General features: G+C 44.1%; 12 protein-coding genes. 10 read left to right on the top strand and 2 right to left on the bottom strand.

All coding sequences use genetic code 11. From position 1 onward, the window contains the following. Positions 1-52 precede the first annotated feature (52 nt). The 10 genes from BCV39_RS01570 (at position 53) to BCV39_RS01525 (ending at position 15,020) form a co-directional block, all read left to right on the top strand. Positions 53-712, top strand: coding sequence for a TetR/AcrR family transcriptional regulator (locus BCV39_RS01570; protein WP_048657989.1), 660 nt, complete (start codon positions 53-55; stop codon positions 710-712). After that, the gene (locus BCV39_RS01565; protein ID WP_102432785.1) at positions 712-2,049 is read left to right on the top strand and encodes an HlyD family secretion protein; all 1,338 of its coding nucleotides are present in this window, start codon (positions 712-714) and stop codon (positions 2,047-2,049) included. The genes BCV39_RS01570 and BCV39_RS01565 overlap by 1 nt, the downstream gene beginning before the upstream one ends. Continuing rightward, the gene (locus BCV39_RS01560; protein WP_102432784.1) at positions 2,046-5,153 is read left to right on the top strand and encodes an efflux RND transporter permease subunit; all 3,108 of its coding nucleotides are present in this window, start codon (positions 2,046-2,048) and stop codon (positions 5,151-5,153) included. Before BCV39_RS01565 ends, BCV39_RS01560 begins: the two co-directional genes overlap by 4 nt. 208 nt (positions 5,154-5,361) lie before the next feature. After that, positions 5,362-5,886, top strand: coding sequence for a phosphatase PAP2 family protein (locus BCV39_RS01555; protein WP_102432783.1), 525 nt, complete (start codon positions 5,362-5,364; stop codon positions 5,884-5,886). Between the two features lie 54 nt (positions 5,887-5,940). Then, positions 5,941-7,011: an MJ1255/VC2487 family glycosyltransferase gene (locus tag BCV39_RS01550; RefSeq protein ID WP_102432782.1), complete on the top strand. Its 1,071-nt coding sequence runs from the start codon at positions 5,941-5,943 to the stop codon at positions 7,009-7,011. A gap of 346 nt (positions 7,012-7,357) precedes the next feature. Further along, complete coding sequence (gene leuO / locus BCV39_RS01545) at positions 7,358-8,317, top strand: transcriptional regulator LeuO (RefSeq protein ID WP_019826889.1); 960 nt, start codon at positions 7,358-7,360, stop codon at positions 8,315-8,317. 201 nt (positions 8,318-8,518) lie between these two features. Next, positions 8,519-10,327: a long-chain fatty acid--CoA ligase gene (locus BCV39_RS01540; protein ID WP_102433152.1), complete on the top strand. Its 1,809-nt coding sequence runs from the start codon at positions 8,519-8,521 to the stop codon at positions 10,325-10,327. A 460-nt stretch (positions 10,328-10,787) separates the two neighbouring features. Further along, positions 10,788-12,527 carry an acetolactate synthase 3 large subunit gene (locus tag BCV39_RS01535; protein ID WP_048657996.1) on the top strand — a complete coding sequence of 580 codons (1,740 nt, stop codon included), beginning with the start codon at positions 10,788-10,790 and terminating at the stop codon, positions 12,525-12,527. 1 nt (position 12,528) lies between these two features. Then, a complete protein-coding gene (gene ilvN, locus BCV39_RS01530) occupies positions 12,529-13,023 on the top strand; it encodes an acetolactate synthase small subunit (RefSeq protein WP_008219984.1) in 495 nt (164 codons plus the stop codon). A gap of 113 nt (positions 13,024-13,136) precedes the next feature. After that, on the top strand, positions 13,137-15,020 hold the full coding sequence (locus BCV39_RS01525) for a diguanylate cyclase (protein ID WP_102433153.1): 1,884 nt from the start codon (positions 13,137-13,139) through the stop codon (positions 15,018-15,020). A 574-nt stretch (positions 15,021-15,594) separates the two neighbouring features. On the opposite strand, the gene BCV39_RS01515 is transcribed toward BCV39_RS01525, so the two are convergent. Then, positions 15,595-16,266 carry a GntR family transcriptional regulator gene (locus BCV39_RS01515; RefSeq protein WP_019826885.1) on the bottom strand — a complete coding sequence of 224 codons (672 nt, stop codon included), beginning with the start codon at positions 16,264-16,266 and terminating at the stop codon, positions 15,595-15,597. Positions 16,267-16,442: 176 nt separating this feature from the next. Then, positions 16,443-17,855 carry a pyruvate kinase PykF gene (gene pykF / locus BCV39_RS01510; protein WP_017061403.1) on the bottom strand — a complete coding sequence of 471 codons (1,413 nt, stop codon included), beginning with the start codon at positions 17,853-17,855 and terminating at the stop codon, positions 16,443-16,445. Positions 17,856-18,254 lie beyond the last annotated feature (399 nt).

The following is an 18,254-nucleotide window of genomic DNA, read 5'->3' as shown; positions in this document are numbered from 1 at the left end:
TGTTTATCTCTATAATTAATCAGATGATTAATTATAGAGATGGATTTTTTCCATGACGGCACGAAAAGCGGGGCGACCTCAAAAGAACTTAGATGTTCGACAGTTATTGATTGAGCATGCTCGTGATCTGTTTGTCGTTCTGCCATACGACAAGGTTTCGACACGCCTGATTGCTGAGCGTGCGGGTGTCAATATTGCGATGATCCGTTATTACTTTGGCAGTAAGGCCGGGCTGTTTGAAGCCATGCTGCGTGAAACGCTACGACCGATGCAATTGCAGATGCAAAGGTTGGTTGAAGAAGGTAGTCATGAGAGCTTTCTTGACCTAATGCGGACTTACTACAAAGAGATGGTCAAGGTACCTAAGTTTCCTCGCTTGCTAGCCCAAGTGATGAATATGCCTCCCTCTGAAGTGCAAAGAGAATTGCTCGAAAAGGTTTTTCACGATGTCGCTAAGCCAGCTCAGGATGTCATTTTTGAAAAACTGGTTGAACAAGGCGTGTTAAGAAAAGAGATGGATCCCAAACTCTGCCGCGTGTCGTATATAAGCTTGATGGTGTTCCCGTTCATTGCGCCCCCACCTTTGCTTGCTATTCATGGTATTGAGATTAATGAAGAATTTCTTAACCGCTTAATCGAACACAACATTAAATTGATGACAGAAGGCTTTATAAATACGCCTAGCCCTTCTTCTGTGCAGGACCAAAGATAATGAAAATAAATAAAAAACTACTCTTCTTTCCAGCACTTGCGGTTGGTGTGATTGGCCTTGTCGCCGCGATTAACTTGAAGCCGGATCTTCCAACCAAACCTGCGGGTGATAGAGCCCGCTTAGTTGATACAGTAAGCCTAGAGCAACAACTGATAGCGCCGTTAGCGGTTGGCTTTGGCAAGGTGGTGCCGAAAGTCGAATGGAAAGCAATTGCCGAGGTAACAGGGCAGATTGTCTATCGACATCCAGATCTTGAAAAAGGGCAGGTGATCCCTGCAGGAACGGTCGTGCTCAAAGTTGATCCATTGGATTACGAATTGAAACTGATACAAGCAGAGGCGGATCTAAAATCAAGCCAAACCTCATTAGCGAAATTGAATCAAGAAGAAGACAACCTTAATCAGACTCTTAAGATCGAAAAGAATCGCTTAGTGATCAGTAATAAAGAGTTACAACGTAAACAGGATCTGCGTAAGAAAGGGCTGACTTCGCAGTCTGATGTCGATCTACAAAAACAAAGTGCGCTATCTCAACAGAAGTTGGTATTAGATATCGCGAACCAAATCGCATTAATGCCAGACGAAAAACGTGTTGCGGAAGCGGTGATTAAGGTCAATGTATCTAAATTCAAAGAGGCGCAACGCTCTCTCGATAAGACTACCGTCACTTTACCAAGAGCGATGCGAATTGCTCAAGTTGATATCGAGAAAAATCAAGTGGTTAACCTTCAACAAGAGATGTTTATTGCTCACGGGATTGATGTCATGGAAGTGGAGGCGCAACTTTCTATTCACGATATGCAAACTTTAGCCTCCAGTTTTAAGCAGTTCCCTCGCGATACCGCAGGAATTCCTAATCCTTATGAAGCGCCAATCAAAGCAAGCATCCAACTTAACAGCGGTAACCTGAATCTTAGCTGGCCTGCGAAGGTAGCAAGAATCAGCGAAACGGTTGATGAAAACCAAGCGACGGCGGGGATTATTCTCGAGATCGCTCAAGACTATTCACAACTGCAGCCAGACAGCGCAACGCCGTTGGTTAATGGTATGTTTGTAAAAGCCGAGATTGAAGGTGTAGCGAATCTGAGTTGGGTTGTGCCGGAGCGAGCACTGCATGGTGATAAGGTTTACTTGATGGATGACAATCAGCGTTTACAAGTGGTGAATGTTGAAGTGCTTTATCGCAGAGACAATCAAGTGGTTGTGAGTGGTGAGCTACAAACCGGAGACAAATTGGTTCTAAATGATGTCCTGCCAGCTATCGAGGGCATGTTATTGAAAGAGTCGAACTCTGAAGAGGCTGAGCTTGAATCGGATACTCAGGAGAGTGCGTCATGATCAAGTTCTTCTCTAGGCACCCAACAGCAGCCAACTTGTTGATGCTTGGATTGTTGATCATGGGTATAAGCTCATTATCAACCATCAAACGTGAAACCTTCCCCGCTTATGATCCGCCTTACATTATGGCAGCCATCGTTTATCCCGGCGCTTCTCCACAAGAAGTGGAAGAGAGCCTATGTGTGCGAATGGAAGACGCGGTAGATGGTTTAGCCAACATTGAAGAAACTCAGTGTGAGGCGATCGAAGGTAGCGCCCGTTTAATTCTGAAGTTGAATGAGAAAGCGGATATCGGCCGAATGCTGGTGGACGTGCAAACTCAGATCAACTCGATCAATGACTTCCCAACTGAGATTGAATCACCTGTCGTACAAGAGCTGGATTGGAATGAGCCAGTCGTTGATATCGCCATCACAGCCGAAACGTCGTGGCCGGAACTTAAAGCCTACGCGGAAGATCTTAAACGTATTATGAAGCTTGACTATGATGTTTCATTGGTCGATGTCAGCGGCTTCTCGGATCATCAATATCGTGTTGAGTTGGATACCCAAGCGATTCGTCAGTTGGGTTTGAGCGTCGGTGATATTGCAGATCAAATTGGTCGTCAGAATGTGAAGCTTCCGAGTGGTAACGTTGAAACACCTGATAAAAACTTCCTGATTCGTTTTGACGAGAGACGAATCACACCGGTTGAACTTGAAAGTATCGTGGTTGGTTCTGCGCCTAATGGCTCGGTGATCCGTTTGAGAGACATAGCCAAAATAACCGACCGCTTTGAGCTGGATGAACAGAAGGTGTTATTTGATGGCAAGCCTTCGGCGCTGCTTAAGATCAGTAAGAACAAAGAAGACGATGCGCTGCGAATCAAAGAGAACGTAACACGATTCGTTGAAGATCAAAGCGCGATTGCTCCTGACGGTGTGACACTACAAATGACCAACGATCTCTCCTCTGTGCTGTGGGATCGTTTAACCATGATGGCGCGTAATGGCTGGCAAGGTATTGTGCTGGTGTTCGCCACCATGTGGCTGTTCTTCAGCTTACGTTATTCATTTTGGGTAGCGGCGGGGTTGCCGGTAGCCTTCCTTGGTGGTTTGTTTTTGATGGCCAATCTTGGTTTATCGATTAACATTATGTCGCTGGTCGGACTGTTGATGGCGATTGGTATCATGATGGATGACGCCATCGTGATTGCCGAATCGATAGCGTCCCATTTAGATCGGGGGCAAAACGTTGATGATGCGGTGTACAACGGCGTTAAGAAAGTGTTTCCCGGAGTGTTGTCTTCTTTCTTAACCACGGTGTGTATTTTCGGTAGCTTACTGTTCCTAGATGGCGAGATGGGCGCGGTGCTTAAGGCCGTTCCTCAAGTCTTGATTTTGGTGCTGTCGTTGAGCTTGATTGAAGCCTTCCTGATCCTACCTAATCACCTATCTCATTCATTACACAAAGAAAAGAATGACAAGCCAGCGCTGCGTTTTAAGGTTGTGTTGCTTGAGAAGTTTGAGAACTTCCGTAATACCACTTTGATGAACATGGTTGAGAAAGTCGTGACGTTCCGCTACGCCTTTATGGGCGGAGTGATTACGCTATTGTTGCTTTCAGTAGCCTTGATTGCTGGCGGGGTTGTTAAGTTTCAACCTTTCCCTGAGCTGGATGGTGATATTGCCGAAGCGCGTATCATTCTTCCACCGGGCGCATCACTGTCTCAAACCGAAAAAGTCGTCGATAAAATTGTCGCGTCGGCTGAGCGTTTGAACAAGCAATGGAGCGAAGAGGTTGAAGAAGGCAATACACTGGTCGAGCACATAACTAGCCAATTCAATGCTAACGCCGATGCCAATGAATCTGGCCCACACCTAGCCACAGTGCGCTTAGACTTACGCGGAGCAGAGAGTCGTAATACGGTGATCGATGATTTCATCGATGCATGGCGAGAGGACATCGGTGAACTTGCAGATCCAATCTCACTGGTATTCAAGCAACCCACCATGGGGCCGGGTGGTCGCGCTATCGAGATTCGAGCTAAGCATGATGACCTAAGTGCATTGAAATCCGCTTCTCTGGATATTCAGGAATACCTTAATCAGTTCGATGGCGTGCACGGCGTGCTTGACGACATGCGTATGGGTAAAGAAGAGATCTTGGTGAAGCTGCGTCCGGGAGCTGAAACCTACAATGTGAATGGGCAGATGATTGCTTCCCAATTGCGTGCGGCTTTCTTTGGTCAGACAGCGGATGAGATTCAAATCGGTGTTGAGAATATCTCGATTGAAGTGCGTCTTGATAAAGAGCAAGCGGGCGACATAGAGCAGCTGGCCAACTTCCCGATCATCACCGCAGATGGCAGTCAGATCCCGCTAGCAACGTTGGCGACGTTAGATTTCCAACGTAATTACGTGCGAATTCAGCGTATTGATGGGCTGAGAACCATCAGTATCTTTGGTGATATTGATAACAAGAAAGCGAGTTCATCCGCGATCTTGGCTCAGTTCCAAAAAGATGAAGCCGCCAAACTTATTCAGAAGTACCCGGGTTTACGCTTTGATTTCGAAGGGGAGGCCAAAGATGCGGCTAAGACTGGAGCCTCTATGGGCAAAGGCTTCTTACTCGGCTTATTTGGCGTGTTTGCGATTCTTAGCTATCAATTCCGAAGCTACTTAGAGCCTGTGGTTGTGATGTTGGCGATTCCACTGGCGTTCATTGGTGTCGTTGTTGGTCACTGGTTGTTAGGTCACGCACTGAGTATGCCAAGCATGATGGGTTTTGTGTCGCTCGCTGGGATCGTGGTTAATGATTCGATTTTGTTGGTGCAATACATACGTCACCATGTCGATGAAGGAGATAGCGTACATGATTCCGTTGTTAAGGCGAGTCGTGAGCGGTTCCGAGCGGTATTTTTGACCTCAATGACAACCGCCGCAGGTTTACTACCGTTATTAACCGAAACCAGCTTGCAGGCTCAGGTTATTCAGCCACTGGTTATTTCAATCGTATTTGGTATTTTTGCTTCGACCTTATTGGTGCTGTTTATGATCCCTGCTGCTTACGCAATATTGGCGGACTTTGGTTTAGTGAAAAAGCACGAGCCTCTCTCGCTATAGACATTGGAAGCAAGAAAATAAGTAATAAACAATAAAGCGGCCTAGTGCCGCTTTATCTTTATAGGGTGTTTTTTCATATCCTTGGCCCGAGCGGCTGCACTGCGCATCCCAAGGAAATTTCATTTTAGTTCATTCAAAACGTCACTTAACTGTCATTTGTTGAGCATAACTTGAGCCTTAACTGAATAAGGATTGTTAAGGAGATCGTATGCGTACAATCGAACCTATTGTCCGTTGGGATGTGGCATTTTCTGTTTTCTGTTTAAAAAACCGTTATAGCGGGCAACATGCAACGCTCAGTAAAGCGGTGTCTCATACTGGAGATGGACACCTTTACGTGTTAATTGCATTGATTGCTTTGTTGGCTGATAGCAGTACTGGCCGAGATTTTCTATTGGTCGGTTTAACCGCCTTTGCTATCGAGTTGCCTATCTACTGGCTCGCGAAAAATACCCTCAAACGCCGCAGACCGGCAGAGTTCTCTTCACTGCTTTATTCCCACATTGTGCCATCCGATAAATACAGCCTGCCATCTGGGCATTCCGCGGCGGCTTTTGTTATGGCGACCCTAATCGGACATTTCTATCCGAGCTTATATCTCTTTAGTTTGTTTTGGGCGATCGCGATCGCTGGCTCTCGAATCTTACTTGGTGTGCACTTTTTAACAGACGTACTGATAGGTGCCGCCTTGGGCATTGCTTGTACGAGTCTAGCTATCAGTTTCATTCTGTAATCATTTTTTTGGCAATCTCTGCCGCGTTCAAGTGGCAACTCTAAAGGAAAAAGTATGAAAATCTTATATGGCGTACAGGGCACTGGAAATGGTCATATTACACGAGCAAGGGCAATGGCTGTCGCGTTTCGTCAGCAAAATATCGATGTCGACTTTCTATTCTCTGGAAGAGATGAGAGCAAGTACTTCTCGATGGAAGAATTTGGAAACTACCAAACCCGCAGTGGCTTAACGTTTTATAGTGAGCAGGGGCAGGTGAAATACGGCAAGACATTCATGAAGAACAACATCTGGCGATTTCTGAGTGAGATTAACCAGATCGATCTGACACCATATGATTTAGTGCTTAACGACTTTGAACCCGTGACCGCTTGGGCAGCTAAAAGACAGGGCGTACCTTGCATAGGGATAAGCCACCAGAATGCGTTTCGTTATGATGTACCCAAAGAAGGGGGTAACTGGATTGAACATTCAGTGATTCAACATTTCGCCCCAACCGCGCACTCAATTGGGTTGCACTGGTATCACTTTGAACAGCCGATACTTCCTCCTATTGTTCATACGCCGATCGCTCACACGCTAGTTGGTGAGCAACAAACCAAAACAGCACAAGACTTTACGTTGGTCTATTTGCCATTTGAGGATCTTGAGTCGATCTCAGAGCTGCTGATGAAGTTCATTTCGCACAACTTTGTCTGTTACCACCCAGATGTTATTGAGCATAGCCGAGTCGAAAATATTGAGTTCAAACCACTCAGTCATGCGGGCTTCCAATTCGACCTTAATCAGTGCTCAGGTGTGGTCGCAAATGGCGGCTTTGAATTGCCGTCTGAAGCTTTAACCTTAGGGAAGAAATTGCTTCTCAAACCACTTGAAGGGCAGTTCGAACAACAGAGCAATGTGGCGACGCTAGAGGCTCTTGGATTAGCTCAGACCATGACCTTTTTAGATGCAGCTATCTTGCGTGCTTGGCTCAGTGAAAAACAGGCTGAAGTGGTCACCTATCCAGACGTGGCAAGTGCACTCGTTGAGTGGGTATTAGCGGGAAATTGGTCTAATCAAGATGACTTAAGAAAGCAACTTTGGGACAAGGTAGACTTTCCACGTTATGCATCACTCACCTAACTCATAAGTGTTATTTCTGAATCAGCTGGCCAACTAATTCATCGGTTCAATAAATTGTAACAATTGTAACCAAAAGATAGAACAGCTAAATAAGTCGAAATCAAACTCATAAGTTGAGCTTTTTATATTTTTTTATAACTCTATAAATTACTGATTTTTAGAAGTTATTTAATCATTAAGGTAAAATAAAATTATTCTTTATCAATCTTGTTGGTAGCTCGAGATGTATTGGTTAATAGTAATGTCAATCCGAAAAACATCGGTCTGATAAATATAAGAATTAGTGGTTATCTATTCTCATACCATTACCAATTTAACGCTGTCGAACCGACAAGAGGCAACTTGAATGTTAGATAAAAAAGACGCAATGAGTGCTATTGCAAGCTACAGAATGGAAAGCACACTTCGTGGAGTCGACTTAAATCTTTTGACTGTATTTGATGCAGTTATGCAAGAGCAAAACATTACACGTGCAGCTCACAATCTGGGTATGTCTCAGCCTGCTGTAAGTAACGCTGTTGCTCGTCTAAAAGTGATGTTTAACGACGAACTATTCATGCGTCAAGGTCGTGGTATTCAACCGACTCAACGTGCTCGTCAGTTGTTTGGTCCAATCCGCCAAGCGCTACAATTAGTACGCAACGAACTACCAAGTTCTGTGTTCTCTCCGGAGTCGTCTTCTCGCCTGTTCAAACTTGCGATTTGCAGCCCTTGTGACATGCGTTTTGCACCTAAGATTATGTCTACAATCAACGACCAAGCACCGAGCGTTAAACTGCACATGGATGCTGAATTCGATCGTCAACTTTCTGAGCGTATGCGTTACCAAGAAATCGACTTCGTTATCGATTACGCTCGTTTTGATGAGCAAGGCTTCTCAAGCACTGAAATCTTCCAAGACGAGTTAGTTGTGGTTGCTTCTGCTTCTCACCCACGCATCAACGGTGAAGTTTCTGCGGCAGAGCTGCTTAACGAAAAGCACGCAAAACTGTCTCGCATCCATGGTCAACGTAGCTTCTCTGAGCAAGCTTACCGTGACCTAGATTGCACGCCTTTCTACGAAGGTACGAGCTTGAGCAACGTTCTTTACGTTGTAGGCCAATCTGAACTAGTAACAATTGCTCCTCGTTGGATGGTTGAACATGCTGCAAACAAAGAGCAGCTTCAGATTCTAGATTTCCCATTCGATAATGCGGCGATTTCTGGCTTCCTAAGCTGGCACGAATCAAGTGAAAAGGATAAAGGACACATTTGGTTACGAGATCAGTTAATGATGATCTGTGGCGAAGTAGTGGCACTTAACTAGACACTAATCCCTATGATTTATAAGCCCTAAGCTAGGAGTCTGGCTTGGGGCTTTTTTGTACCTGCTATTTTTGTTGATAGAAAACTTAGCGTGAGACGTACTATTACTTATAACTTTGAGCTTCATCAGTTGCCTTTTCCATGATCAGAGGTACACTTGTGCGCTCAAAAAAGCTTACAGGTGTAAGCCAAAGGTAAAGAGATGGCCAATTTAGATTTTCATATCGTAAAAAGACTTCGTGACCAAATTGCCCAAGGCGGCAACCGTACAGCTTTGAAGCACAAAGTAGACAATGTATGGCAAGGCATTAGCTGGGAACAGTTTGGACAACAAATCGATACGCTTTCATTAGCACTGTTGGCTCAAGGACTGAGAGTTCAGGATAAGATCGGTATCTATTCGAACAATATGCCTCAATGGACCGTGGCAGATTTTGCATCTTTACAAGCACGTCTTGTGACTGTGCCGATTTATCCAACCAACACAGCAGCGCAGTCGTCTTACATCATCCAAAATGCAGATGTGAAGATCTTATTCGTTGGTGAGCAAGTTCAATTCGATGCGGCAGTTAGCCTGTTTGAAGAGTGCGAGCAGCTAGAAGTTGTTGTAGCTATGTCTGATGACATCGACCTGCAAGGACACAGCTTTGCCGTATCTTGGAATGACTTCATGGCGCGTGGCGTTGAAGCACAACAAGCAGAACTTGACGCGCGTCTTACTGATGCAAGCATGGATGACTTACTGACTCTTATTTATACCTCTGGTACTACAGGTCAGCCAAAAGGCGTAATGCTTGATTACACTAATATTGGTTACCAGTTAGAAGGCCACGATGAGCGTCTTAGCCTAAGTAAAGACGATGTCTCATTGTGTTTCCTACCTCTGTCACACGTATTTGAGCGTGCTTGGACGTTCTACGTTCTCTATAAAGGCGCAACCAACTGCTACCTGCAAGATACGATGCAAGTGCGTGATGCGCTAAGCGATGTGAAACCTACCGTAATGTGTGCGGTTCCACGCTTCTACGAGAAGATCTTCTCAGCTATTCACGAGAAGGTATCTAAAGCGCCGTTTATCCGTAAAGTGCTATTTACTTGGGCGGTGAACATGGGAGCGAAGCTTTCAGTTTGTCACCAGGAAGGCCGTACTCCATCGTTAATGCTGAAGAAGAGCCATGCACTAGCCGATAAGCTTGTGCTGTCTAAACTGCGAGCTTTGCTAGGTGGTAACATCAACTTCATGCCATGTGGTGGCGCGAAGCTAGATGAGACGATTGGTCGCTTCTTCCATGCTATCGGTATCAACGTAAAACTTGGCTATGGCATGACAGAAACTACAGCAACAGTATCTTGCTGGGATGACCGCTGTTTTAATCCTGATTCGATTGGTATGTCGATGCCGGGTGCAGAAGTGAAGATTGGTGCGAAGGATGAAATTCTTGTTCGTGGTCCAATGGTGATGCGTGGCTATTACAAGATGCCAGAAGAGACGGCTAAGACGTTTGACGAGCACGGCTTCCTGAAAACTGGTGATGCGGGTCATTTTGATGAAAATGGTAACCTGTTCATTACTGATCGTATCAAAGAGTTGATGAAAACCTCTGGTGGTAAGTACATTGCACCGCAAGTGGTTGAAGGCGCGATTGGTAAAGATCACTTTATCGAACAGATTGCTGTTATTGCTGATACACGCAAATTCGTTTCTGCGCTGATTGTACCTTGTTATGACTCGCTAGAAGAGTACGCCAAAGAGCTTAATATCAAGTATCACGATCGCGTTGAGCTTGTTAAGCATCACCAAATCGTTGAGATGCTAGAAAAGCGTGTAAATGACTTACAGCAAGAGCTGGCTAAGTTTGAGCAAGTGAAGAAATTCAAACTGCTACCGAAAGCATTTTCGATGGATGATGGTGAACTGACACCAACTCAGAAACTGCGTCGTAAAGTTATCAACGATAAGTATCAAGACGAAATCGAAGAAATGTACAACGAAAAGCCTAAAGATAAGTAGTTTTCTGCTTAGATAAATTTTCAGTTGTTTAAAAATCCCCCTACGAATGTGATTGCATTTTTAGGGGGATTTTTTGTATCTAATGACACAGCACTATGTGCGAAAGCGCACACCAACAGGCTCGCTGTTTATCGATAAATAGCGTTCTATCGAAATATTAAGTGCTTTTTTTTGCCCGCGTACTAGTTTTTAAAACTAGTTGTTAAGGTTGGTTTGGGTTTTATTTGATGCTTTGAGCTAATAGTTGGTTTTTTGGCACAGTTGCCGAATAACAGGTGTTAGACCAGATGATAATAAAGCGTTAAAGTTGTTTCGTATTACTGTTTGTTGTTATCACGACAGACAGCCATAGCCGAAAAAGTGGAAGTATTTCGAATTAGGCTACGAATAAGCCCTAGACTATGAAAAACCAGCCCAACATGTTCACCAAATATGATTGGAAACTGGTGAGGAGAGCAATATGACAACAAAACCTGAAACAGCAATGTTATCCGGCGCTGAGATGGTGGTGCAGTCTCTAATTGAAGAGGGTGTAGAACAAATCTTTGGTTACCCAGGTGGTTCTGTACTTGATATCTACGATGCGCTGCATGCTAAAACTAATGAAATTAAACACGTATTAGTACGACACGAACAAGCCGCTACCCACATGGCAGATGGCTACACTCGTTCTACCGGTAAACCGGGTGTAGTACTTGTGTGTTCTGGTCCAGGTGCGACCAATACCGTTACTGGTATTGCAACAGCCTACATGGACTCAATCCCAATGATTGTTATTTCTGGTAACGTACCAAATAACCTTATTGGTAACGACGCCTTCCAAGAGTGTGACATCGTGGGTGTATCCCGCCCGATCGTTAAACACAGCTTCTTAGTTAAGAAAGCGGAAGATATCCCTGAAGTCGTTAAAAAAGCATTCTATATTTCAACGACAGGACGTCCTGGTCCTGTGGTTATTGATCTGCCAAAAGATATCTTAAACCCACAAATCAAACTTCCTTATGAATACCCAGAAACGATCAAAATGCGTTCGTATAACCCAACGGTTACGGGTCATAAAGGTCAAATCAAAAAGGCACTAAAAGCCCTTCTTGAAGCGAAGAAGCCGGTACTTTATGTCGGTGGTGGTGCGGTTATTTCTGAGGCAGATAAGCCGCTGTTAAAATTAGCAGAGGCACTGAATTTACCCGTGGTAAGTACCCTAATGGGGCTTGGTGCTTTCCCTGGCACCCATAAGAACTCTTTGGGCATGTTGGGTATGCATGGTTTGTATGAAGCCAATATGGCGATGCACAATGCGGACTTGATCTTTGGTATTGGCGTGCGTTTCGATGACCGAACAACCAATAACCTAGATAAGTACTGTCCTGATGCGAAGATCATGCACATTGATATCGACCCATCTTCGATCTCTAAGAACGTAAAAGTGGATCTACCGATTGTAGGTTCTGCTGAAAAAGTTCTAGAGAGTATGGTCAACCTGCTGGTTGAGCAAGGCGGCACCAATGATGTAGAAGCAATGGAAAGCTGGTGGAGTGAAATCAAGGTGTGGCAAGATCGTGATTGCCTAGCTTATGAAAAATCTTCAGAGTGCATCAAACCACAACAAGTTATTGAAACACTTCATAAAGTAACTAATGGTGATGCTTACGTAGCTTCGGATGTAGGTCAGCACCAAATGTTTGCAGCATTGTACTACCCGTTTAACAAGCCACGTCGTTGGATTAACTCTGGTGGTCTAGGCACGATGGGCTTTGGTCTGCCTGCTGGTATGGGCGTTAAGTTTGCAAAACCAGACGAAGAAGTGGTTGTAGTAACCGGTGACGGCAGTATTCAAATGAATATCCAAGAGCTGTCGACTGCGCTGCAATACAATATTCCCGTTAAGATTATTAACCTTAACAACCGTTTCCTGGGCATGGTAAAACAGTGGCAAGACATTGTTTATCAAGGTCGTTACTCTAACTCATATATGGACTCTGTTCCTGATTTTGCTGCTATTGCTGAGGCTTATGGCCACGTTGGTATGCGTATTTCATCTCCGGATGAACTGGAATCAGGTTTGGAAAAAGCACTAGCGATGAAAGACCGTTTGGTATTTGTCGATATTAGTGTGGATGACACCGAGCACGTATACCCAATGCAAATCAAAGGCGAGGGTATGGATAACATGTGGCTAAGCAAAACGGAGAGAACATAATATGAGACACATTATTTCACTACTAATGGAAAACCAACCTGGTGCGCTTTCTCGTGTAGTTGGCTTGTTTTCTCAGCGTGGCTACAACATCGAGTCTTTGAACGTATCGCCAACCGATGATCCGACGCTGTCTCGTCTTAATGTAACCACTAACTCGAGCGAAATGCAGCTTGAGCAGATCCAGAAACAGCTGCATAAGCTAATCGACGTACTAAAAGTGCAAGAGGTCTCTGAGCTTGAACACATCGAGCGTGAGCTGTTGATGGTTAAAGTTCGCGCGAGCGGCTTTGCTCGCGCAGAAGTGAAGCGCACAGCAGATATCTTCCGTGGTCAGATTGTTGATGTAACGGCTTCGCAATATACGGTTCAAATGGCGGGTACGAGCGAGAAACTGGATGCATTCATTCAGGCGCTGTCTGAAGTAACAGAAGTGCTTGAAGTGGCTCGAAGTGGTGTTGTTGGTATCGCACGAGGCGAACGTGCGTTGAAAGCCTAGACGATAAGTCTTTAAAAAATATATTTAAAGCCGCTTTTTTAAGCGGCTTTAATTTTGTTAATTTTTTAGAGTGCTATAATCCCGCGCTGCACTTCCATTCATCTGAGTTAGCAATGAGAAATAAAAAATCAATAATTACATTGCTGATTATCTCTATCATATTGTCTTCTGCAGTATGCCTGTATTATTTGCAGCGTTACAAAGAAGTAAAACAGCAGAGCTTTGACTACTCAGCTAAGCAAGCTGTCCATCAACTAGTGTATGCCAAGCGAGATTATGATCTTCTCAAGACTCAGTTAGTCTCGGTAATGGAGCTACTCAGTCATAGCCAGAGCTTGGTTAACTTTGCTTCTTCTCCCTCAGACCAAACCAAAGATCTACTTGAGGAGGTCTGGCAATCTGTTCTTGTGAATCAGAAGTGGTATACACAAATTCACCTATTAGATATCACAGGTAAAGAGCTGGTGCGCGTTAACTATTCTTCTGATACCGGTAGGGTGACGTTACCCCAGCAACTGCAAGATAGGTCGGATTCTAACTACTTCCAATACGCTCAAAAACTAGAAGCCGAACAGATTGGCGGCTGGGGGATTGAGCTTGAAACGGAGCATGGTGAAGTCACCTTTCCTTATTCGCCAGTAATCCGTGTATTTACCCCGGTAGAAACCCCTGACAAAAGAGTGGGCTATCTAGTCATTAATCTCGATGTATGGGGCTTATCGTCGCGTCTTAGCTTTTCACCTGATAACGACCTTAGAGCTGAAGTTATCAATGAAGCGGGTTATTTCATCGCGAGTAACAACAGCGATAAGTTGTTCGGAGACGCTATTCCTGAAAGAAAGAGTTACAACCTGAAAAATATCGCGCCAAAGACGTGGAATGCGATCTCCAATGAGCAGGTGGGGTACGTTTTTGAAGGTGACAACTTGTTTGCCTTTAACACGGTTATGCTTGCGAACAGTCAAAAGGTCCATTTGCTGATTCAACTTAATCAGAAGCAACTGATGGAGCGGGCTGAGCGTGACCTGAATGATTTGGCCTACGAAGAGATCATTGTTTTGATTACGGTGCTGATTTTCGCCTTCCCGTTTGCTTACTTGGTGACGCACTATCGACGCCGAAGCCTTGAGAGTAAATTGGCGCGCGCCGCATTGAATGGCATGTCGGCAGTGATGATCTCTGACAAGCAGCACCGCACAATGATGACCAACAACGAATTTGAAAACATGACAGGGTACTGCAAAAAACAAGTTATCGGTCAGAATGCCCTGCAGTTGTTGCTTGAGAATACCGACCAAGTACTCTCAAGTTCGGCTATCTGGAGTCATTTAGAGCAAGAAGAAGTATGGGAAGGGGAAGTTCAGTGTAAGAACAAACTGCGTATTCCTTTTACAGCGATCATGCGAGTGCATGTGGTCAAAAACAATTCGGGTAAAGTCAGCTACTACATCACCTCGTTGGTGGATATTTCCGTGAGGAAGGAGCTTGAAGTACGTTTGAGGATCTTAAGTGAACGTGACTCTTTGAGTAACCTTTGGAATAGACGAAAGTTCGAAGAGCAGCTCGCGTATTATTCTCGTCTGGTAGAGCGTTACCCCAATGAATCGACGACTTGCTTAGCTTTAGTCGATATCGATAACTTCAAGCGAATCAACGACGAACTTGGTCATGACGAAGGCGACCGGGTGATAGCAAGTGTCGCTAAGCTTCTGCAAGATAGCCTTCGCGGGACTGACTTTGTTGCACGTGTCGGAGGAGAAGAGTTTGCACTGTTGATGCCACACACCTCACTATCGGAAGCAAAGCGCGTATTGGATCGCTTGCGAATCGAGATTGAACTGGCAGCCGGAACTAAGGTCACGGTGAGTGTTGGCTTTACTGATTTAACAAGTAACAGTACTCGCTCATACAAGTGTGCCGATGTTGCGCTTTACGAATCTAAATCGTCTGGTCGTAATACGGTCTCTATGTGTCCTAGCTACGATGATGTCGCTTAGCTTAGCTTTAATCCTTTCTTCTCTTTGCTTCACCTCTTCAAGCTGGCCCCGACTCACTTTATCTCTCCCCCTTTTTCTAGGAATCTCACTTTTGAGCGACCTATGTCACAAAATCTATACAGTTAGACTAAAGTCTAATGCCGGTGAAAATTTGAGCTAAAATGAACAATAAGTAAACTACTTTGCTTCAGATTACATCGTGTTAAACGATGTAATAAATAGAGTGTTTACCAGATGTAAAAGGATGACACCGTTAACTTAATTCAACTGATTAGCTAGCTTTTTCAATGATTTGAGAGGCAGCAGTAGAATTAGGTTAGCTGGAGCAAGAGTTTGGGGATCATACAGTCTGGTTAAAAGAGGCGTGGTATGTTTGTCGATTTTTTAGTGAGGTTAACCATAGGCACATTAGCCATTCTTGGCTTTCAGCTGAGTGCATTGTATTTTTTACCTATGGTTGTGCTGCTCAATACTCATCACAAAGAGTTTTTTGGGTGGTAGTTCAGTCGTGATACTGAAACAAAAAACGGAGCCGTTGGGCTCCGTTTTTATTTAGTTAGAATCTATCTTGGCATTATGCTGCTTCGATAACTTCTTCAATTCGTTTCATTGAACCTAGCAGGTGTTGATCAAGCAGTTCAGTCGCTTGTTCTACATTCTTAGACAGTACTAGTTTCATGATCATTTCGTGTTCATCAATATTGAACAGATCATCTGATGCGCTTTCTGCAGACATAGCGAGGAAGCGGTAACGTTTTACTTGGTTGATCAGGTCATCAAAGAACTTAAACATGTTTTCTGAATCAGCGCCTTCAAGTAACGCAACGTGGAATTGTTGGTGACGCTCTTCCCATTCAACACAATCAAACTCTTCAGATACGTACTGTACTCGTGACAGTTTATGGTAAGACGTTAGTACATCCAGCTCCCAGCTCTCATCACCCGCTGAAATCGCCTTTTTTAGTAGAACAGACGAGACAACACGAAGGCTTTCGTATAGGTCATTCAATTCTTTCTTTGATACAGGAGATACCCAGCAGCCTTTCTGTGGCTCTAGTTTTACGTATTTGCTCCAAGATAACTGTACCAAGGCTTCGCGAATAGGAGATGCGCCAACGTTGTAGCGTGCTTTTAGATCAGCAACAACGAGCTTTTGACCTGGGGTTAACTCACCATTAAGAATATCTTGGCGAATCATCTTTGATACTTTGTCAGTGAGCGTAGGACTAGACATTACAAACCTCATCTATATATGATTTCTAGTCTGCTAATCCGTCTCTTAGAAAGAGCCAATTGGAAGTTAACAGTACGTAGTTCTATTGTGATTGATAATACAGCGTACTGAAAAGTTAGGCAAGATTTTGTTTCATAAAAAAAGAGGGCCGAAGCCCTCTTTTATATTTTATGCGAATCGGTTCATTCTTATAGAACGTGAACAGATGCCGTATTTGTAGTACCAGAAGCTACTAGAGCACCAGAAACCATAACTACGATGTCGCCTTTGTTACCTAGGCCAGATTGTAGAGCGATTTCTTTACCGTTGATGTAGAACGCGTCTGTGTTCTCGATAGAGTCAACAAGAACAGGCTTAACACCTTTAGTAAGAACTAGCTGTGCAGCTGTCTTTTCGTTAGTTGTTAGAGCAAGGATGTTTGCAGTTGGGAAGTACTTACGTACTGAACGTGCAGACTTACCGCCTTCAGTTGCAACAACGATTAGAGGAGCAGCTAGCTTCTCTGCTGTGTCTACAGCGCCTTTACATACTGCTTCAGTGATGCGTAGACGTGGGCTGTCTAGACGAGAACCTAGCTCAGCTTTAAGAGCTGAATCAGTACGGTTCGCGATTTGAGCCATGATAGTAACAGCTTCAACTGGGTACTTACCTTTAGCAGTTTCACCAGAAAGCATTACTGCATCAGTACCATCCATAATTGCGTTCGCAACGTCACCCGCTTCAGCACGAGTTGGACGTGGGTTGCTGATCATAGAGTCAAGCATTTGAGTTGCTGTGATAACCATCTTACGTGCGCGGTTACACTTCTCGATCATCATCTTCTGAGCGAAGATTACTTCTTCAGCTGGGATTTCAACACCTAGGTCACCACGAGCAACCATGATGCCGTCAGAAGCTTCAAGGATTGAATCGAAGTTATCAACACCTTCTTGGTTTTCAATCTTAGAAATGATGTGGATGTTCTCGCCGCCGTTAGCGTTTAGAAGCTCACGGATTTCTTTAACGTCTTCTTCTTTACGGATGAAAGAAGCAGCAACGAAATCAACGCCTTGCTCACAACCAAACTTAAGGTCAGCTTTGTCTTTCTCAGAAAGAGCAGGAAGTTGAACAGAAACGCCAGGAAGGTTAACACCTTTGTTTTCGCCTAGAGCACCGTTGTTAAGAACTTTACACTTAACTTCAGTTTCTGTTGTTGCGATAACTTCCATTTCGATTAGGCCGTCATCAACAAGGATAGTGTTACCCGCTGTTAGGTCTTTAGCGAAACCTAGGTAAGTTACTGCTACTACGTCTTTGTTACCAACAACTGTTGCGTCAGTTGTGAAAGTGAACTCTTGACCAGCTACTAGATCTACGTCGTTACCATCTTCAAGTTTGATAGTACGGATTTCTGGACCTTTAGTATCTAGAAGGATAGCAAGTTGCTCACCTTTGTTTTCCATTACTTTACGGAAGTTCGCGATACGAGTGCCGTGCTCTGCGAAATCACCGTGAGAGAAGTTAAGACGCATAACGTTCATGCCAGCATCTACTAGTTCAGTTAGCTTCTCTACAGATTCAGTTTTAGGGCCAATCGTACATACGATTTTGGTCTTTTTCATGGAAGGTACTCTCCGGTAAGTATTGTTACAATTTGAAATTTATTTAAGTTCTGAAGATTGGTCCGCTACATCAACATTTTGTGCCTGTTGTGTAAAAGCGCGGGACTTCCAATATGTCCTTCAGAGTTGTAAGTCTTTCATCAGTTTTAGTCATTTTATGACCAAAATAATTTGATTCAATATCGGTTTTCTGTGACTTACCCCACTATATAGGCGGTAAGTTGCAAAAAAATAACAGTCAGTTTTGTAATTTTTTTTCTTTTCGGGTGCGGATTCTACCACCTAATGAGTTCAATATCACTGCTTAACAATTGTCTTAGGACAAGGTTTTATCGCTATTTATTAATTTTTTGGATCAAAATAAATGGACTAAATAGTTTCGTTGTAACTATAATATGT

The organism is Vibrio sp. 10N.286.55.E10 (genome assembly GCF_002872555.1).
GTDB lineage: Bacteria > Pseudomonadota > Gammaproteobacteria > Enterobacterales > Vibrionaceae > Vibrio > Vibrio crassostreae.
This window is presented reverse-complemented; position numbering and strand designations above follow the sequence as displayed.